This is a genomic window from Tateyamaria sp. (assembly GCF_039945315.1).
GTDB lineage: Bacteria > Pseudomonadota > Alphaproteobacteria > Rhodobacterales > Rhodobacteraceae > Tateyamaria.
This window is the reverse complement of record NZ_JBDUXB010000055.1, coordinates 231,793-247,060: the sequence shown is the minus strand read 5'-3', so window position 1 is coordinate 247,060 and position 15,268 is coordinate 231,793. Positions and strand designations below refer to the sequence as shown.

Here is a 15,268-nt window from a genome sequence, read left to right as displayed (position 1 = left end):
CCCACATTTCCCAAGTAATTGAGTGATTTGGCTTCGCGGGCTTGGCTTTTCGTGATATATTTCAGTGTGTTATCTGGGTTTGGAGGCTGCAATGTTAGATCACCCTTTGGGTGCGGGTTCTGAGGGCGGTTTTCGGCTGGGTTTTGACGCTCGCGTGCGGTTGGAATTTCACGGTTCCAAGATCAGTTCCGATGGCGGTTTGCTCTTGTTTCGTGAGTTGGACGAGACCTTGGGCCTGCATGATATGGCAGGGTGTTTGTTGCAGGATACGCGGACTAGCAAGAACGGGGTTCATAACTTTGTCGGTCTGCTGCGCCAGTCCACCTTTGGGCGGCTTGCCGGATACCCGGATGTCAACGACGCTGACAGGCTATCGCGTGATCCAGTGATGCGCCAGATCGTCGGGGGCCGTGCTGTTGATGGCCAAGCTGCCTCGACCAGCCAAATGGCGCGGTTCGAGACAGACATTCTGGCTTCAGCCCACAACCGCGCTGCCTTGGCCGATCTGCCGGGTCAGTGGATCGATGCGATGCATGATGCGCAACCGCCCAAGCGGATCACTCTGGATATGGACAGTTCCGTCAGCCCCACCCATGGCGATCAGGAAGGCACGGCATGGAATGGTCACTTTGGCTGCAAGTGCTATCACCCTCTGTTCGTGTTCAACCAGTTCAGCGATCTTGAGCGCTGCGCCCTGCGCAAGGGCAACGTGCACAGCGCCGATGGTTGGAAAGAGGTTTTGGCGCCCGTCATTGCCCGCTATAAGACCCGCGACTTGATGCGTTTCTTTCGTGCTGATGCCGCCTTTGCCATCCCCGAACTTTATAAGACGTTGGAGGCCGAGAGCTATTTCTACGCCATCCGCCTCAAGGGCAACGCAGTCTTGCAGGAAGCAATCTCGCATCTCTTGAAGCGCCCCGTAGGCCGCCCACCCAACTACGTTCGCCGCTTCTACCATGACTTTGAGTACAGGGCGGCATCATGGGAGAAGACACGCCGCGTCATCGCAAAGATCGAGTGGCACCCCGGCGATCTGTTCCCTCGCGTGGGCTTCGTCGTCACCAACTTGCCGATGGAGCCGGACTGGGTCATTCGGTTCTACAATCAGCGCGGCACTGCTGAGCAGCACATAAAGGAAGGCAAATACGCGATCAACTGGACGCGGCTTTCCTGCAAGCGCTTCTGTGACAACGAAGTCAGGCTCCAGCTACACGCACTGGCCTACAATCTCGGCAGCTTTCTTGGGCGCGCTGACCTCCCCGAGGAAATTGCCGACTGGTCGCTCACCAGCATCCAGAGCCGCCTGATCAAGATCGGGGCACGGGTTGTGCGCCATGCCCGCAAGATAACCTTCCAACTGGTAGAGGTCGCGGTGAGTGGCGCGCTGTTTGGGCAAATCATCACCGCCATCCGCAACATCAAGCCACCGCCGAGGCCTGCATGACGGACCAAACAAGGAAATCGAGACAAATGCGGCTCAACAACTGTGTCTTGAACACGCCCAAATGGATACAAACCGCCGGAAATCTTCGCGAGAACGCCTGCAAGCACCGCGAAGCCGCCACTCCAGCTGACGCGGCTAACGCCGGGCTTGAAAACAACGGTAAAATCCGTCAGCTTCACCTAAACACCAAAATACTTGGGAAATATCGGCAAATACAAGTAAGGTATACAATACCTAGCAAAGATGTGATTGCCACCCCAATTCAATAGCAATCCAGAAAAAATGTCGATTGCTTTTCTAGACTTTCACAGATTGAATGGAGAATAAATCATGAAAAAGATTTCTTTAATACTTTCATTTACCTTTCTATTTACCTCACAACTCGCTGCTCAATCTTGGATTGTACTATCAAGATTCTGGATTTTCCGGGATTTTTGATAAGGGCGGCAACATTTCACTCTTGGTTGACTGCACAGCATCTCAAATAAGATTTGAGATAATCTCAAAAAAACCGTTTCCCAAAACATCCGGTCCAGGAATACAGTTCTTTTTTGCTACAAAAACAACTGGAGAAATGTTCCTGCAAACATATGCAGAGCCTGAAAACCTCAAATCGGAAACGTTAATGTTTATAAATATGGACTTATGGTGACTGACATCATTGAAGAGCGCGCTCTGAAGGCCAGTCAATTCCGGGAGCACCTTAAAAAAGATAATCAGGTTTTAGTTTTTTATCTGGGCTCAAAAAATCTCGTGGAATTGACAAAATTCTCGCTGAAAGATTCAAGTGCCGCACTCAAAAAATCTGGCTGCTAGCGCACAATATTCAAGCTGGCAATATCGCAACTGTAGCGAACAGCAACTATTCACCACAAAAGTAAAAAGTTCTACTTTCTAACAAAGCAGTTATTCTTATTCTACCGACCGCAACAGGTACGTGTTTAGCAGCTCGTCGGAACACACTCTGGCAAAAACGCGAACGTCGTTTACCCTTTGTCCGATCATCTTCTCTCACTTTTGGCTGCGTAAGACTTCCACCACCGTTTTGGTGTTGTTGGCTTGCCAGGCCTTGCCCCCTGCCGCCCTGTGCGGCAGGGTCGCGCCATGACACACATTGCCGCATCATTTTATTGGACCTGCTCGCATACCCTGCGTGCCGTGGCCCGTGTCTGACATCTGACCCAACCCACCGCCGCAACCGCGGTGGTGATATGTTCAAGCCCTCTGCCGCGTGCAGAGGAGCGTACAACATGACCACAAACATTAGACCTGTGCAGGAAAAAGACCTGCCTCAATTGCATCACATGATCTGCGCTCTGGCGGCGCATCACGGCGATGTCCCCGACATCAACCCGTCCCACCTTGCCCGCGACGTGTTGGGTAGGATTCCCTGGTTTCATGTCTTTGTGGCGGCGGGAGAGGGAGCCTGTCTGCACGGCCACACTGCTCTTTTGCCCCGCGGCCAGTTGCAAATGGGGATCCGAGGTATGGACATGCACCACCTGTTTGTCAGGGAAGGGCATCGCGGGAACGGGATAGGCTGCGCACTACACAACACGGCGATTACGCACTGTAAAAATCTCGGATGTCACGGCATGACTGTCGGCACACATCCCAACAGCGCAGAAGCTGCTGCATTTTACGAACGACGTGGGTTCATACGTCGCGATGGGTCAAGTCCAAGGTTTAGGATGACGCTCGATCAACCGCCGACATAGGTGCCTTTAGCGGGACGATAGAATGTCTTTTGATTGTGGAGCTTGCCCAACAATTCGTGGATCTCACGGACATCATCCTCTGATCCCCCTGCCTTAAGGTCCGCCTGTGTCTGAGCGAGTTTGGTGCGCCTAAGCGCATCCTCGATCAGGTCGAGTTCAGAAACGGTCAGTTCGAAGGTCGTATTGTACTTGGGCACTGCATGTTCCTCTTGCGATCAGAAATTTCCGATAGTGAACTTAACTGCAAAATAGGAGCTTCCCCGCGAAGGTCCAGAGCAAAACGTCGCAAATCGTCCCGCAAAAGTCGTTTTTTCAGCACGCGATGGTATACTGTGCAAACCGGACCCGCTGTCGCAATCAAAGCGCAGCCTGCGGTAATTCTCCTTTTGATCACTCCCCCGACCTTGACGCCCGCGTTCCGCGCTGCCACATCCCGCGCCACACATAACCCGCAACCGGGCGTTCCGTGGGCGCCAAACTGACGAGGAGTGCCGATATGGCCCCAATCTCTCTTACCTTCCCCGATGGCAATGCGCGCGACTACGAGGCCGGGATCACCCCTGCCGCCGTCGCAGAAGGCATCTCGAAATCCCTGTCCAAAAAAGCGATCAGCGCGACTGTGAATGGTAAGCACTGGGATTTGGCCTGGCCGATTGATGCAGATGCCCAGATCGCAATCCATACCATGGCCGACGAAGAACAGGCCAACGAGTTGGTCCGCCACGATCTGGCGCACATCATGGCCCGCGCTGTGCAGGAAATCTGGCCCGACACCCAAGTGACAATCGGCCCTGTAATTAAAGACGGCTGGTACTACGACTTTGATCGGTCTGAGCCGTTCACCCCCGAAGATCTAGGCGTCATCGAAAAGAAGATGAAGGAGATCATCAATAAGCGTGACCCCGTGCGCACCGAGGTGTGGGAACGGGACGTGGCGATCCAGTATTACAAGGACCGGGGCGAGCCATACAAAGTTGAATTGATCGACGCCATTCCGGGCGACGAGCCATTGCGGATGTACTGGCACGGCGATTGGCAAGACCTGTGTCGTGGCCCGCACCTGCAACATACCGGTCAAGTACCAGGCGACGCATTCAAGCTGATGTCCATCGCAGGCGCCTATTGGCGCGGGGACAGCGACCGCGCGATGCTGCAACGCATCTACGGCGTCGCCTTCACCGGCAAGGAAAAGCTGCGCGCCTATCTCAACATGCTTGAAGAGGCGGCCAAGCGGGATCACCGCAAACTGGGCCGCGAGATGGATCTGTTCCACATGCAGGAAGAGGCGCCGGGTCAGATCTTTTGGCATCCGAACGGCTGGACCATCTACACTGAGTTGCAAGACTACATGCGCCGCAAACAGCGCAAGGGCGGCTATGTTGAGGTGAACACTCCGCAAGTTGTAGACCGCCGGTTGTGGGAAGCCTCAGGCCATTGGGAAAAGTATCAAGAGCATATGTTCATCGTCGAAGTGGACGAGGACCATGCCCGGGAAAAGGCGGTCAACGCGCTAAAGCCCATGAACTGCCCATGTCACGTGCAAGTCTACAATCAGGGCCTCAAATCCTACCGCGACCTGCCGTTGCGCATGGCTGAATTTGGGTCATGCAACCGCTATGAACCCTCTGGCGCGCTGCACGGGATCATGCGCGTGCGCGGGTTTACCCAAGACGACGGGCACATCTTTTGCCGCGAAGACCAGATCGAAGAAGAAACCGCGATCTACATCGACTACCTAACCCAGATCTACAAAGACCTCGGCTTTGAGAGCTTCCGGGTGAAGTTTTCGGACCGGCCCGAAGCGCGTGCCGGATCGGATGAAATCTGGGACAAGGCCGAAGAAGCGCTGCTGAGCGCCACCCGTGCCGCAGGGATCGAGCCCGAGTTGAACCCTGGTGAAGGCGCGTTCTATGGCCCCAAGCTTGAATTCGTTCTGACAGACGCGATTGGGCGCGATTGGCAGTGCGGGACGCATCAGGTTGACTTTGTGCTGCCTGAGCGGCTGGACGCGACCTATATCGGTGCGGACGGCGCCAAACACCGCCCCGTTATGCTGCACCGTGCCTGCCTTGGCTCGTTCGAGCGATTCATCGGTATCCTGATCGAGGAACACGCGGGCAAGTTGCCGTTCTGGCTGGCTCCTCGTCAGGTTGTTGTCGCGTCGATCATTTCGGATGCAGATGATTACGTGACCGAAGTTGTCGCTGCTCTGCGCGCCGCGGGCATCCGCGCCGAGGCCGATATTCGCAACGAAAAGATCAACTACAAGGTCCGCGAACATTCGGTTGGCAAAGTGCCCGTTATTCTGGCCGTAGGAGCGCGCGAGGTCGAAGAGCGCACCGTCACCGTGCGGCGCCTTGGCCAAAAGCAGACCAGCGTTCAACCGCTGGATGATCTGATTGGTGAATTGTCACATGACGCGACCCCACCGGACCAGCGCTAAGCGAAAATTGCAACATTTGGGCCTGTTTTATGTCAAAATGGGCCCAAAATCCTGACATCGTTTCACGGGTCTGTGACTCACGCTGCTGTGAGTGGTAATCTGGCGGCGAAGTACCCTACTCAATGGGTATCAACGGTTACAACTGACCAGTCCTAAAGGGAGCTTGAACATGTCTACAACAATGAAATCTGTTGCCATCGCCGGTGCCGTCGCCGCAGCACTGGCTGCTCAAACCACAACGCAGGCGCAGGCCGCTGGCAAAGAAAAATGCTATGGCGTTTCGCTGGCTGGCGAAAACGACTGCGCCGCCGGCCCGGGCACAACGTGCGCGGGCACATCCGTGACAGATTACCAAGGCAACGCCTGGACGCTTGTCGATGCAGGCACCTGCGCCGAAATCGAACTGCCCGCTATGGCAGACGGAACAGCGCGCACCGGCTCGCTCGAAGAACTGGACCGCGACCTGCCCGCATAAGCTTCGCTTATTTCGCAAACAACTGCGCCCTGCTGGTTGTCCGTGGGGCGCGGAATTCCCACTCTGGAAAGGCCACATCATGCTGGATGCGACACAAAGTGAACGTCGCCTGCCCGCCGCCCCCGGAGTAGGATACAAAACCCAACACTTCACTGACCTGCGGGCCGATCCCGGCCCGGTCAAATGGTTGGAAATTCACGCAGAAAACTACATGGGCGATGGTGGGCGGCCACATGCACAGTTGCGTGCCTTGCGCCCCGACTTTGCCATGTCCGTTCACGGCGTTGGCCTCTCCATCGGTGGTGAGGACCCTTTGAACACGGACCACCTTACCCGCTTAAAAACCCTTGTCGATTGGCTGGAGCCCGCCAGCTTTTCTGAACACCTTGCCTGGTCGACGCACGGGGCCGAGTTTTTGGATGACCTGCTGCCCCTACCCTACACCGACGCCACGCTGACCCGGGTCGCCGAACACATCGATCAGGTCCAAGACGTTCTTGGTCGTCAGATGCTTTTGGAAAACCCATCCAGTTACCTCGCGTTCGAAGAGAGCACGATGAGCGAGACAGAGTTTTTATCCGAACTGGTGCGCAAGACGGGCTGTGGCTTGCTACTGGACGTGAACAACGTGTTCATCTCGGCAACTAACCTCGGCTATACACCACAAGGATACCTTGACGCCTATCCTCTTGCTTCGGTTGAGGAAGTCCATGTTGGCGGCCATGCCGAGGATGCTGACGAACACGGAGCGCCCTTGCTGATTGACAGCCACGGATGCGAAACGGCCGATCCGGTTTGGGCCTTGCTCGAATACGCCCTCTCATTGACGGGCCCGACGCCTGTGCTCGTGGAATGGGACAATGACGTGCCAAATTGGGCGACGCTGCGCGCCGAGGCCGACCGCGCGGCTCAAGCACTCGCCACACATGTCCCCGGCTAGTCAAAGATGACAGGCACGCAATCCCTGTTCCGGACCGCTTTGCTTGATCCAGACGCCGCCGCGCCAAAGGGATTACATGATGCGCAAGGCAATCCGGCGACCAAGCGATTTGACGTCTACCGGAACAACGTGACCGTCGCCCTGATCGAAGCGCTGCGCACCGCCTTTCCTGTGCTGGTAAAGCTGTTGGGCGATCAGAACTTTGACCAGCTGGCGCGGGTGTTTGTCCGCGCGCATCCGCCCAACTCGCCGCTCATGATGCACTATGGCGAGGCACTGCCCAGCTTCCTCGACGACTTCGCTCCGCTGGCGCATATCGGCTACCTTTCGGATGTTGCGCGTTTGGAACTGGCGTTGTGCCAATCCTACCACGCGGCTGATCCGTCGGGCTTTGACGCGGCGCGGTTGGGTGCCGTTTCGCCTGAGGCTTTGATGGCCTCGACCTTTTTGCTGGCTGCGCCAGTTCAGCTTGTGCCATCCCGTTGGCCGTTGGTTGATATCTGGCGGTTCAACTCGGTTGAAGGGGCGGACAAACCACGCGCAACACCACAATCCGCGCTGATCACACGCGCGGCCTTTGACCCCGAACCCCACGCGCTTGACCCAGCCCAAACGGCGTGGCTGACCCAAGTCAAGGCGGGGGCCACATTGGCCCAAGCGCAAGACACAGCCTGCGCAAGCGACCCCGATTTCGACCTGGCCACAGTGTTGACCCTGTTGATCCAACACAATGCAATTGCCGACTTCACGACCCCAAAGGAATGATCAAATGACTGCCCTTACGCGCTTTTATATCGCCCTGTTCGCCCCGCTGGGGCGGGCTGAATGGATCCTTCCCACCCTCGCGCGGTTCCTGTTTGCAGCCGTTCTGGCCGTGTATTTCTGGGTGTCTGGCCTGACCAAGGTTGGCGACGGCCTGTTTGGCATCTTTCAACCCTCGCTCGGGGCCTATGCGCAAATCTTTCCCAAGGTGATGGAGAACGTGGGCTATGACGTCACGCAACTGAGCCTCTATCACTGGGCAGTGGTGACCGCAGGCACCGTGGCTGAATTCGTACTGCCCCTGTTGATAATCATCGGGCTACTGACGCGATTGGCGTCAGTGGGGATGATCGGGTTTATCGTTGTGCAGTCGCTCACCGACCTCAACGGGCACGACAAATGGGGCGACGGGCTGGTGCTTGGGGCATGGTTTGATGCGCCATCAGGCAGCCTGATCATGGACCAACGCGCATTGTGGGTGTTCTTGCTGCTGGTGCTGGTGATCAAGGGGGCCGGGCCACTGTCCTTTGACAGGGCCCTCACCCCGCGCGAAGTTTAAGAGACGCCAAGGGCGGCCTGCACGTCCTTGGTCCACCCAAGATGTAATGCATCGCCGTCAGCAATCAGCGGACGCTTCATCAAAGCCGGGTGGGTCTTGAGCAGATCCGCCGGTTCAGTGGCTCGCTCAGCCTCGGACAGTCCACGCCACGTGGTGGACCGGGTGTTGAGCAGGGCATCCCCAAAGGCCGCCCGTGCCGCCACCATCACAGGCTCTGGAACACCCTCGCCGCGCACGTCGACAAAGCGCGCGTCGGGCAGTGCTTTGATCGCCTTGCGGCAGGTGTCGCAAGTTTTCAAACCGTATATTTCCATAACCATCCATCACTTTTTCGTTGAATAAAGCAGCATTGGGGGTGGTTTTCACCCCTGCCGACTTGATTTTCAATGGCAAAGAGCGATGTCTTTAACCATGCGCGGGCAAATCCGAAAATGGGAAACAGCCGGGGCACGAACGAACCCCGCTGGCGCGGGACTGACTGCAAGGCAAAAGGAGGCACGGACCATGCCAACTGGCACCGTGAAGTGGTTCAACACCACAAAAGGCTACGGATTTATCGCCCCTGACGACGGCGGAAAAGACATTTTTGTTCACATTTCAGCTGTCGAACGCTCGGGGCTGACAGGGCTCGCCGACAACCAGAAGGTCGGCTTTGAAATGCTCGAAGGGCGCGACGGGCGGGAAATGGCGGGCGACCTCAAGCTGCTTTGAGGCGTCGCGTTAAGGCCAAATGTCACTGATCAAAGGCAGGTAACCTCGCCTCAAGCGGGGTCATTCCCGCTGTCCAGACCTGCTCCGCTTGTTCATGGCAGTGCGGTTGAATTGCCGAGCAGATTTTGCCGAATTGGCGCTCTGTTTTGATCTGCTGCTGGAGTGTGGGCGCAGAGCGCTCAATAAACATTCCGTCGCGAACTTTGAGTAGGTGTAGGATCCCCTTCAGCACCTGCCCTAGCCTACCAACCAGTTTTTGGTGCAGTCCTAGCAAATGAACTCACTCACCCAATAACCCCCATAAACTCCCGCCATTCCCCCTTGGACATGCCAGAATTTTCCTGCGTCACCTCTTCACCCTTTAGCATGCGCTGCACACACGCAATAGCTGTAGCCGACAAAGTCGCTCCACCCATGCGATAATCCTCGAATGCGCCGTAGGCGGCTGGCACCCAGTCCTTCACCATCTCGCAAATCGCATCGGCGTAGACCCGGATTTCGTATTGCGCATGGGCATCCGCGCGCAGGCGCAGGAAGTGGAAGAGGTTGTGCAGGTCCACCTTCCAGTACCATTGGGTGTAGATGTTGGCGGGCAGGTTCATGCGGGCGAGTTCCCGGGCCAGACCCGCCTGGCCTTCGTCCGAGATCATGGACTCGTAGTTGTCATAGGCGCGGTTGCTGTCCGCTTTGAGGATTTCGAGGACGCGGGCGGCCTCGGCCCCTTCGAGCGTCGCACCCCGGCCCTGATTGTTCACCACAGACTGGGCGGCGAGTGCGTCGGGTTCGGGGATGTAGAATTCGCGGTCGAGGATCGAGTAGCGCGCCGAGTATTCGTTGACGTTGGCGGTGCGGTGGCGGATCCACTGGCGTGCGACAAAAACGGGCAGTTTGACGTGCAGCTTGATCTCGCACATCTCGAAGGGCGTGGAGTGCCAGTGGCGCATGAGGTAGCGGATCAGGCCGGCATCGTTCTGAACTGATTTTGTGCCTTTTCCGTAACTTACGCGGGCGGCCTGACAGATGGCAGCATCGTCCCCCATATAGTCGATGACGCGGACAAAGCCGTGATCGAGCACGGGGCGCGCGTGGTAGAGATGTGCCTCCATTCCTGGCACGGTGGCGCGCAAGGTCGGTTGCGGGTTGGAGCGCAGTGCGTCGATTTCGGCAAGCTGTTCGGGGGTCAGCGGCATTGTGCGGCTCCTTTATCCACAGAATCTATCAGACGTTCACTTTATCTGGTGTATGGAGATCAGTGAACCACTATATGAGGGTGCGCTTTGTGCAACGGTTCTGGGTGAGGTCTGTGGCCTACCTTCAAGAATTCGTTGACTTTTGACCGATTGAGGCAGAGTCTGGCCCACAAAGAGGCATAAAAATAAACCGCAAAAGGTTTGACAGGTATGAAACGGACAGCAGCACTATGCGCGCTCGCCCTTGGGCTGGTTGCATGCGGGGATGGCAATCCATTCACTGAAGACGACGACCGGCGGCGGGACGACGACGACGGATGTGCCCGCGACGATCCTGAACGATCTGGAGCGGATCAGTTTCAACGCTGACACCAATACGCTGACAGTCACCGGGCTGACGCAGGACGGTGTGCCGCTGGTCAATGACTACACGGCGGCGGCGACCACACTCGCCCCCGGCTATGTCACCTTCACCGGTCAAAACGATCCTTTGGGCCGTCATGCCACAGCCTTTGTGGCCAGCCGTGACGGCGTGCAGGCAGGTGTTGTTATGACGGGTGGTCAGTTCAACAAATTCTTTGGTGGTTCATTCTTTGAGCGGACGTCGGGTGGCTATACCGCCCCAACAACGCCGGAAAGCCGATTTGACGTGACCTATGTGGGCAATTACGCTGCCGGGTTGAACTTTCCCGGTCCTGTTACGGACTTGCTGCCGATCACCGGCGGGCTGGATCCAGATGTAAACGTCCCCCAACAGACCGCTTACATCACCGGGTTGATGTTTGTGAACGTCGATCTCAACGACATGCAAGTTGAGGGCGAAATATATGACCGGACTGCTGTATTTAATCCAGGCTTGGTCTTTACGGCCGATCTTCCCGAATTGCCCGATCTGGTATTGGTAGAGGGCGCGTTGGCTGGCGACGGGACGTTCAGTGGAAACATCGAGATTGATGCGTCCGATACCAATACTGGAGTCCCCAGCAATCCGGTCGGTGGCGATGTCGGCGATTTTGCCGGCGTCATTGGTGGCCCTGGCGGAAATGCGATCGCCGGTGGGACATTTATTGAGAACTTCACCGACGACCTCGATAACGAGATCGAGTACGGCGTCTTCGTTCTGGACCTGTGTGACGCCACCAGCGTCGACCCGGTCTGTGTCAACGCCCTTCAGCCTTAAACGGCAATGAAACGCGCGCTCCTGGCAGCGGCACTTGCGCTTTGGGCCGGTGTGGCTGTCTCTCAGGACGTCAAACCCTTGGTGGGGGCGACCTTTAACCTCAACCAGGCCCGCAGTGTCGCCCGCGCAGCACTTCATGCAGGCGATTTCGAGCTGGCGCGTCAGATCGCGATGGGCTTGCTTCATGCGGATCCGGAAGACCCCTTTGCCTATGCCGTTCTGGCGGCGGCCCATTCCCGGCTGAACGATCCGAAACTGGCACGGGCCGCGGCGCGCCTGTCCTATCGGTATTCGGACTCCGGTGCAGAAAAGTTTGGCGCCGCCCGCACGGCCGCAAGTGTCGCAGCGGCCCAAGACCGGCCCACCCAATCACAAGCGTGGTTGCGCATTGCCGCGACCCATGCAGACACACCGCAGCAGGACAAGCTGGTGGCACGCGAATATGCCCGGGCGCGCGCCGCTAACCCGCTGCGTTTTGACATCAACTTCTCCATTGCGCCATCCGACAACGTTAATAGCGGCACGGACAACGTGCTTGAGGTCATCAATGGCGTGCCGACCTTGGGTTTTTTCCGCGGCAGCTCTCGCGCCTTGTCCGGCACAGTTGCGATTTTTGATGCGCGGCTGCGTTACCGACTGAGAGCGGATCAGTCCTCGCGCACCACAGCGACGGCGCGGTTTTATACGCGGCGTGTAGATCTTTCGGGGGAGGCCAAAGCCATCGCGCCAGATGTCTCCAACAGCGACTTTGCCTCCACTTATACTGAACTAGGTTTGCAGCACCGGTTCAAACTTGGTGCTCCCGGCAATGCTATGGGTGTGGGGGTTGCTCTTGGCGCAAGCTGGGTTGGCGGGGAACGTTCATACGACTTTGCAAAGGCGAACATTCGACGTGATGTCCGACTATCGGGTCGCAGCCGCTTGTCCCTTACAGGGGTCGCCGAAAGGCGGCTATCCACAATCTCGTCCCTGCTGGATGCGAGTGTCGTGACACTGGGAGCCGATTTCGGCCACAAGCTGACCGGAGGAGACCGTTTCAATATCGGACTGACGGTGCAGAACGTTACGGGCGACAATATCAACGCCGATTATCAAACGGCCAGCCTGCGAGCGCGCTACACCTTTGGAAAGCAAGTGGGCCCAGTGCAGATCACGACAGGTCTTACAGTCGGATATACCGACTACAATGTATACACGCTGGTCAGGCCAGTCGAAGGCGGACGGCAGGACAAGTCAATCTACGGGGACGTCTCCCTGTTTTTTGCCGATTATGATCTTGCCGGATTTGCGCCAACCTTGCAGTTGCGCACAGGCCAACGGTCCTCAAACGTGAATCGGTTCGAGATCAGCGAAACGACGATCACATTTGGCATTCAATCAAAGTTTTGAGAGGCGCTGGCCCTGCCGGTGCGACGTGTTAGGTTGGGTCTCACAACCTGACAAACACAGAAAGCGGCACACATGCCCACGAAATACCTGCACACGATGGTTCGGGTCAAAGACCTCGAGGCCTCCATAGCTTTTTACAAACTGCTGGGACTGGAAGAGACCCGGCGCATGGACAGCGAAAAGGGCCGGTTCACCCTTTTGTTCATGGCACCGCCAGATCAGCCAGAATGCCCGGTTGAGCTGACCTATAACTGGGACGGGGACGATGGCCTGCCAAGCGACAGCCGCCATTTTGGTCACTTGGCCTACCGCGTCGACAACATTTACGAGATGTGTCAGCACCTTATGGACAATGGTGTGACGATCAACCGACCACCCCGCGATGGCCATATGGCCTTTGTGCGCTCACCGGACAATGTCTCGATCGAGTTGCTGCAGGAAGGCGATGATTTGCCCCCGACAGAGCCTTGGGCCAGCATGGGCAACACAGGTCATTGGTAAGGGCCGCCGCACTTTTGGTCGCGCTTTTGGGCGCGGCCTCACCTGCGGCGGCATGTCGGTTGGCGTTGTTGCTGGCGCTGGACGTGTCGTCGTCAGTCGATGCAGACGAAGATCGGCTGCAACGGGGCGGACTGGTGGCTGCGTTGACGTCACCACAAGTGCGCGCGGCATTCTTTGCTGTCGATGCACCCGTGGCGCTGGCTGTTTATGAATGGTCCGGCCGCTACAATCAGGAAGTTGTACTGGAGTGGACGTTGATCGATTCACCCGCAGCCCTCTTGTCAGCGGCAGAAACGATCGCCGCAAGCAAGCGTAGTCACAATGAATTTCCCACCGCCATGGGCTACGCGCTGGGGTATGGGGCCGAAATGCTGCGCCGCGCGCCCAACTGCCTTTATCAAACCATCGATATGGCTGGCGACGGTCAGAACAACGAAGGGTTTGGACCCCGGCTGGCCTATAAAGAATTCGCGTTTCAAGACGTCACCGTAAACGGATTGGTGGTGAACGCCGCTGAATTCACCTCGGAAACTCAGTTGATCGATTTTTATCGCAACGAGGTTTTGAAGGGGCCCGGCGCCTTCATGGAAGTCGCGCAAGGGTTTGAGGATTACGAGCGCGCTATGCGCCGCAAGCTGGAGCGGGAGTTGACTCCTCCGGTGATCGGCGCCCTGCCCGATCCACGGCAAGCAGGATGAGGGGCCTGGTGCTCGCCCTCGCGCTCGGTCTGTCGAGCACGGTGAGTGAAGCAGCGTGTCGGCAGGCGTTAGCTTTGGGGCTTGATGTGTCAGGCTCTGTCGATGCAAGGGAATACCAGTTGCAGATGGAGGGACTGGCAGCGGCACTCGACAGCGCCAAGGTGCGTCAGGCGTTAATGATCATGCCGGACACGCCGGTCTATCTGTTGGTCTACGAATGGAGCGGTCCGGAAGATCCCACTGTTGTTTTGCCCTGGACAGCCGTTACAGGCCCACAGGTTTTGAACGGTATCATTGGACACCTGCGCAGCCTTGAGCGGCGAAACGCAACGCCCGGGACCGCCTTGGGCCTGGCGATGCGCGAAGGCGTTTCGCATCTGAATGAGCGGAAAGAATGCTGGAAGCTGACATTGGATTTGTCAGGGGACGGGAAGTCGAACCTTGGGCCGCGCCCGGTGGACATCAAGCGAGAAATTGAACCAACCGGTATAACTGTGAACGCTCTGGTCATTGGGGCGGACACCCCAAGCATTGGTGATATTAGGCAGGCAGAAATTTCAGGTCTTTCAGCCTATTACCAGAATGAGGTCATCGTCGGGTCTGACAGTTTTGTCGAGACCGCGCTGGGATTTGAAGACTACGCGGCTGCCATGGCACGCAAGCTGGAACGCGAATTGGAAACATTGATCCTAGGGGCCGGTCCTGATGCCGCTCTGCCTCGTATTCCCCGCCAGTAGATGTAACGGATCTGGTCTGTCCAATACCGTTCCATCCGCTTGAGGGATTCAGTGATCTCCACGATGCCTTCCGGGCCTAGAACGCCCTTTGCTTGCAACCCATCGGCGTGGCGCAGAAACAGTTCGGACACCACATCCCTAATTTTGCGCCCTTTTTCGGTCAGTTTCACCCGGACAGAGCGGCGGTCAATCTCGCAACGCTGATGGTGCATATACCCCATCTCCACCAGCTTCTTCAGGTTGTAGCTGACATTTGAGCCCTGATAGTACCCGCGGCTTTTCAATTCGCCTGCAGTGACCTCGTTGTCGCCAATGTTGAACAAGAGCAGCGCCTGCACGGCATTTATCTCAAGCACGCCGACACGTTCGAATTCGTCCTTGATTACGTCCAGCAGCAGCCTGTGAAGCCGCTCAACCAGCGATAGGGCTTCGAGATAGCCAACCATAAAGCTCGCGTCGTTGCGCGGCTGTCCGATGGGATCTTGAATGCTCATCCGCGTTCTCCGGCTCATGTCTGCTCA

General features: G+C 57.0%; 17 protein-coding genes and 1 pseudogene. 14 read left to right on the top strand and 4 right to left on the bottom strand.

Translation table 11 applies throughout. From position 1 onward, the window contains the following. Window positions 1–91 precede the first annotated feature (91 nt). The 3 genes from ABJD00_RS19170 (at window position 92) to ABJD00_RS19160 (ending at window position 3,162) form a co-directional block, all read left to right on the top strand. Window positions 92–1,444 (top strand): IS1380 family transposase, encoded by a 1,353-nt coding sequence (locus ABJD00_RS19170; protein ID WP_413832026.1) that lies wholly within the window; start codon window positions 92–94, stop codon window positions 1,442–1,444. 648 nt (window positions 1,445–2,092) lie between these two features. Further along, entirely contained in the window at window positions 2,093–2,260 is a 168-nt protein-coding gene (locus ABJD00_RS19165) for a hypothetical protein (protein ID WP_413832024.1), read from the top strand. Window positions 2,261–2,694: 434 nt separating this feature from the next. Continuing rightward, entirely contained in the window at window positions 2,695–3,162 is a 468-nt protein-coding gene (locus ABJD00_RS19160) for an N-acetyltransferase family protein (protein ID WP_413849867.1), read from the top strand. Here the strand turns inward: ABJD00_RS19160 and ABJD00_RS19155 are convergent. After that, window positions 3,147–3,359, bottom strand: a complete 213-nt coding sequence (locus ABJD00_RS19155) for a hypothetical protein (protein ID WP_413832020.1) — start codon at window positions 3,357–3,359, stop codon at window positions 3,147–3,149. The two genes, ABJD00_RS19160 and ABJD00_RS19155, sit on opposite strands and share 16 nt — an antisense overlap. A gap of 299 nt (window positions 3,360–3,658) precedes the next feature. On the opposite strand from ABJD00_RS19155, the gene thrS reads away from it, so the two are divergent. The 5 genes from thrS (at window position 3,659) to ABJD00_RS19130 (ending at window position 8,341) form a co-directional block, all read left to right on the top strand. Next, window positions 3,659–5,605, top strand: coding sequence for a threonine--tRNA ligase (thrS, locus tag ABJD00_RS19150; protein WP_413832018.1), 1,947 nt, complete (start codon window positions 3,659–3,661; stop codon window positions 5,603–5,605). 169 nt (window positions 5,606–5,774) lie between these two features. Then, window positions 5,775–6,080 (top strand): DUF2282 domain-containing protein, encoded by a 306-nt coding sequence (locus tag ABJD00_RS19145; RefSeq protein WP_108837041.1) that lies wholly within the window; start codon window positions 5,775–5,777, stop codon window positions 6,078–6,080. A 79-nt stretch (window positions 6,081–6,159) separates the two neighbouring features. Then, window positions 6,160–7,020: a DUF692 domain-containing protein gene (locus ABJD00_RS19140; RefSeq protein WP_413832016.1), complete on the top strand. Its 861-nt coding sequence runs from the start codon at window positions 6,160–6,162 to the stop codon at window positions 7,018–7,020. Window positions 7,021–7,026: 6 nt separating this feature from the next. After that, window positions 7,027–7,785, top strand: coding sequence for a putative DNA-binding domain-containing protein (locus ABJD00_RS19135; protein ID WP_413832014.1), 759 nt, complete (start codon window positions 7,027–7,029; stop codon window positions 7,783–7,785). 4 nt (window positions 7,786–7,789) lie between these two features. After that, a complete protein-coding gene (locus ABJD00_RS19130; RefSeq protein WP_413832012.1) occupies window positions 7,790–8,341 on the top strand; it encodes a DoxX family membrane protein in 552 nt (183 codons plus the stop codon). Here the strand turns inward: ABJD00_RS19130 and ABJD00_RS19125 are convergent. After that, a complete protein-coding gene (locus ABJD00_RS19125) occupies window positions 8,338–8,655 on the bottom strand; it encodes an arsenate reductase family protein (protein ID WP_413832010.1) in 318 nt (105 codons plus the stop codon). The two genes, ABJD00_RS19130 and ABJD00_RS19125, sit on opposite strands and share 4 nt — an antisense overlap. Window positions 8,656–8,845: 190 nt before the next feature. On the opposite strand from ABJD00_RS19125, the gene ABJD00_RS19120 reads away from it, so the two are divergent. After that, window positions 8,846–9,052, top strand: coding sequence for a cold-shock protein (locus ABJD00_RS19120; protein WP_413832008.1), 207 nt, complete (start codon window positions 8,846–8,848; stop codon window positions 9,050–9,052). A gap of 284 nt (window positions 9,053–9,336) precedes the next feature. Here ABJD00_RS19120 and thyX read toward each other — a convergent pair whose 3' ends face one another. Next, window positions 9,337–10,242, bottom strand: a complete 906-nt coding sequence (gene thyX / locus ABJD00_RS19115; protein WP_413832006.1) for an FAD-dependent thymidylate synthase — start codon at window positions 10,240–10,242, stop codon at window positions 9,337–9,339. 265 nt (window positions 10,243–10,507) lie between these two features. Between thyX and ABJD00_RS19110 the strand changes: the two genes are divergently transcribed. The 5 genes from ABJD00_RS19110 (at window position 10,508) to ABJD00_RS19090 (ending at window position 14,747) form a co-directional block, all read left to right on the top strand. Next, on the top strand, window positions 10,508–11,422 hold the full coding sequence (locus tag ABJD00_RS19110) for a hypothetical protein (protein ID WP_413832004.1): 915 nt from the start codon (window positions 10,508–10,510) through the stop codon (window positions 11,420–11,422). Between the two features lie 6 nt (window positions 11,423–11,428). Then, on the top strand, window positions 11,429–12,811 hold the full coding sequence (locus ABJD00_RS19105; protein WP_413832002.1) for a hypothetical protein: 1,383 nt from the start codon (window positions 11,429–11,431) through the stop codon (window positions 12,809–12,811). A 72-nt stretch (window positions 12,812–12,883) separates the two neighbouring features. Further along, window positions 12,884–13,312, top strand: a complete 429-nt coding sequence (locus ABJD00_RS19100; RefSeq protein ID WP_413832000.1) for a VOC family protein — start codon at window positions 12,884–12,886, stop codon at window positions 13,310–13,312. Continuing rightward, window positions 13,306–14,010, top strand: coding sequence for a DUF1194 domain-containing protein (locus ABJD00_RS19095; protein ID WP_413831998.1), 705 nt, complete (start codon window positions 13,306–13,308; stop codon window positions 14,008–14,010). Before ABJD00_RS19100 ends, ABJD00_RS19095 begins: the two co-directional genes overlap by 7 nt. Window positions 14,011–14,018: 8 nt before the next feature. Then, window positions 14,019–14,747 carry a DUF1194 domain-containing protein gene (locus tag ABJD00_RS19090; RefSeq protein ID WP_413831996.1) on the top strand — a complete coding sequence of 243 codons (729 nt, stop codon included), beginning with the start codon at window positions 14,019–14,021 and terminating at the stop codon, window positions 14,745–14,747. Here the strand turns inward: ABJD00_RS19090 and ABJD00_RS19085 are convergent. Next, window positions 14,744–15,241: pseudogene (locus tag ABJD00_RS19085) on the bottom strand (MarR family winged helix-turn-helix transcriptional regulator); the annotation flags it as partial. The gene ABJD00_RS19090 and the pseudogene ABJD00_RS19085 sit on opposite strands and share 4 nt — an antisense overlap. Window positions 15,242–15,268 lie beyond the last annotated feature (27 nt).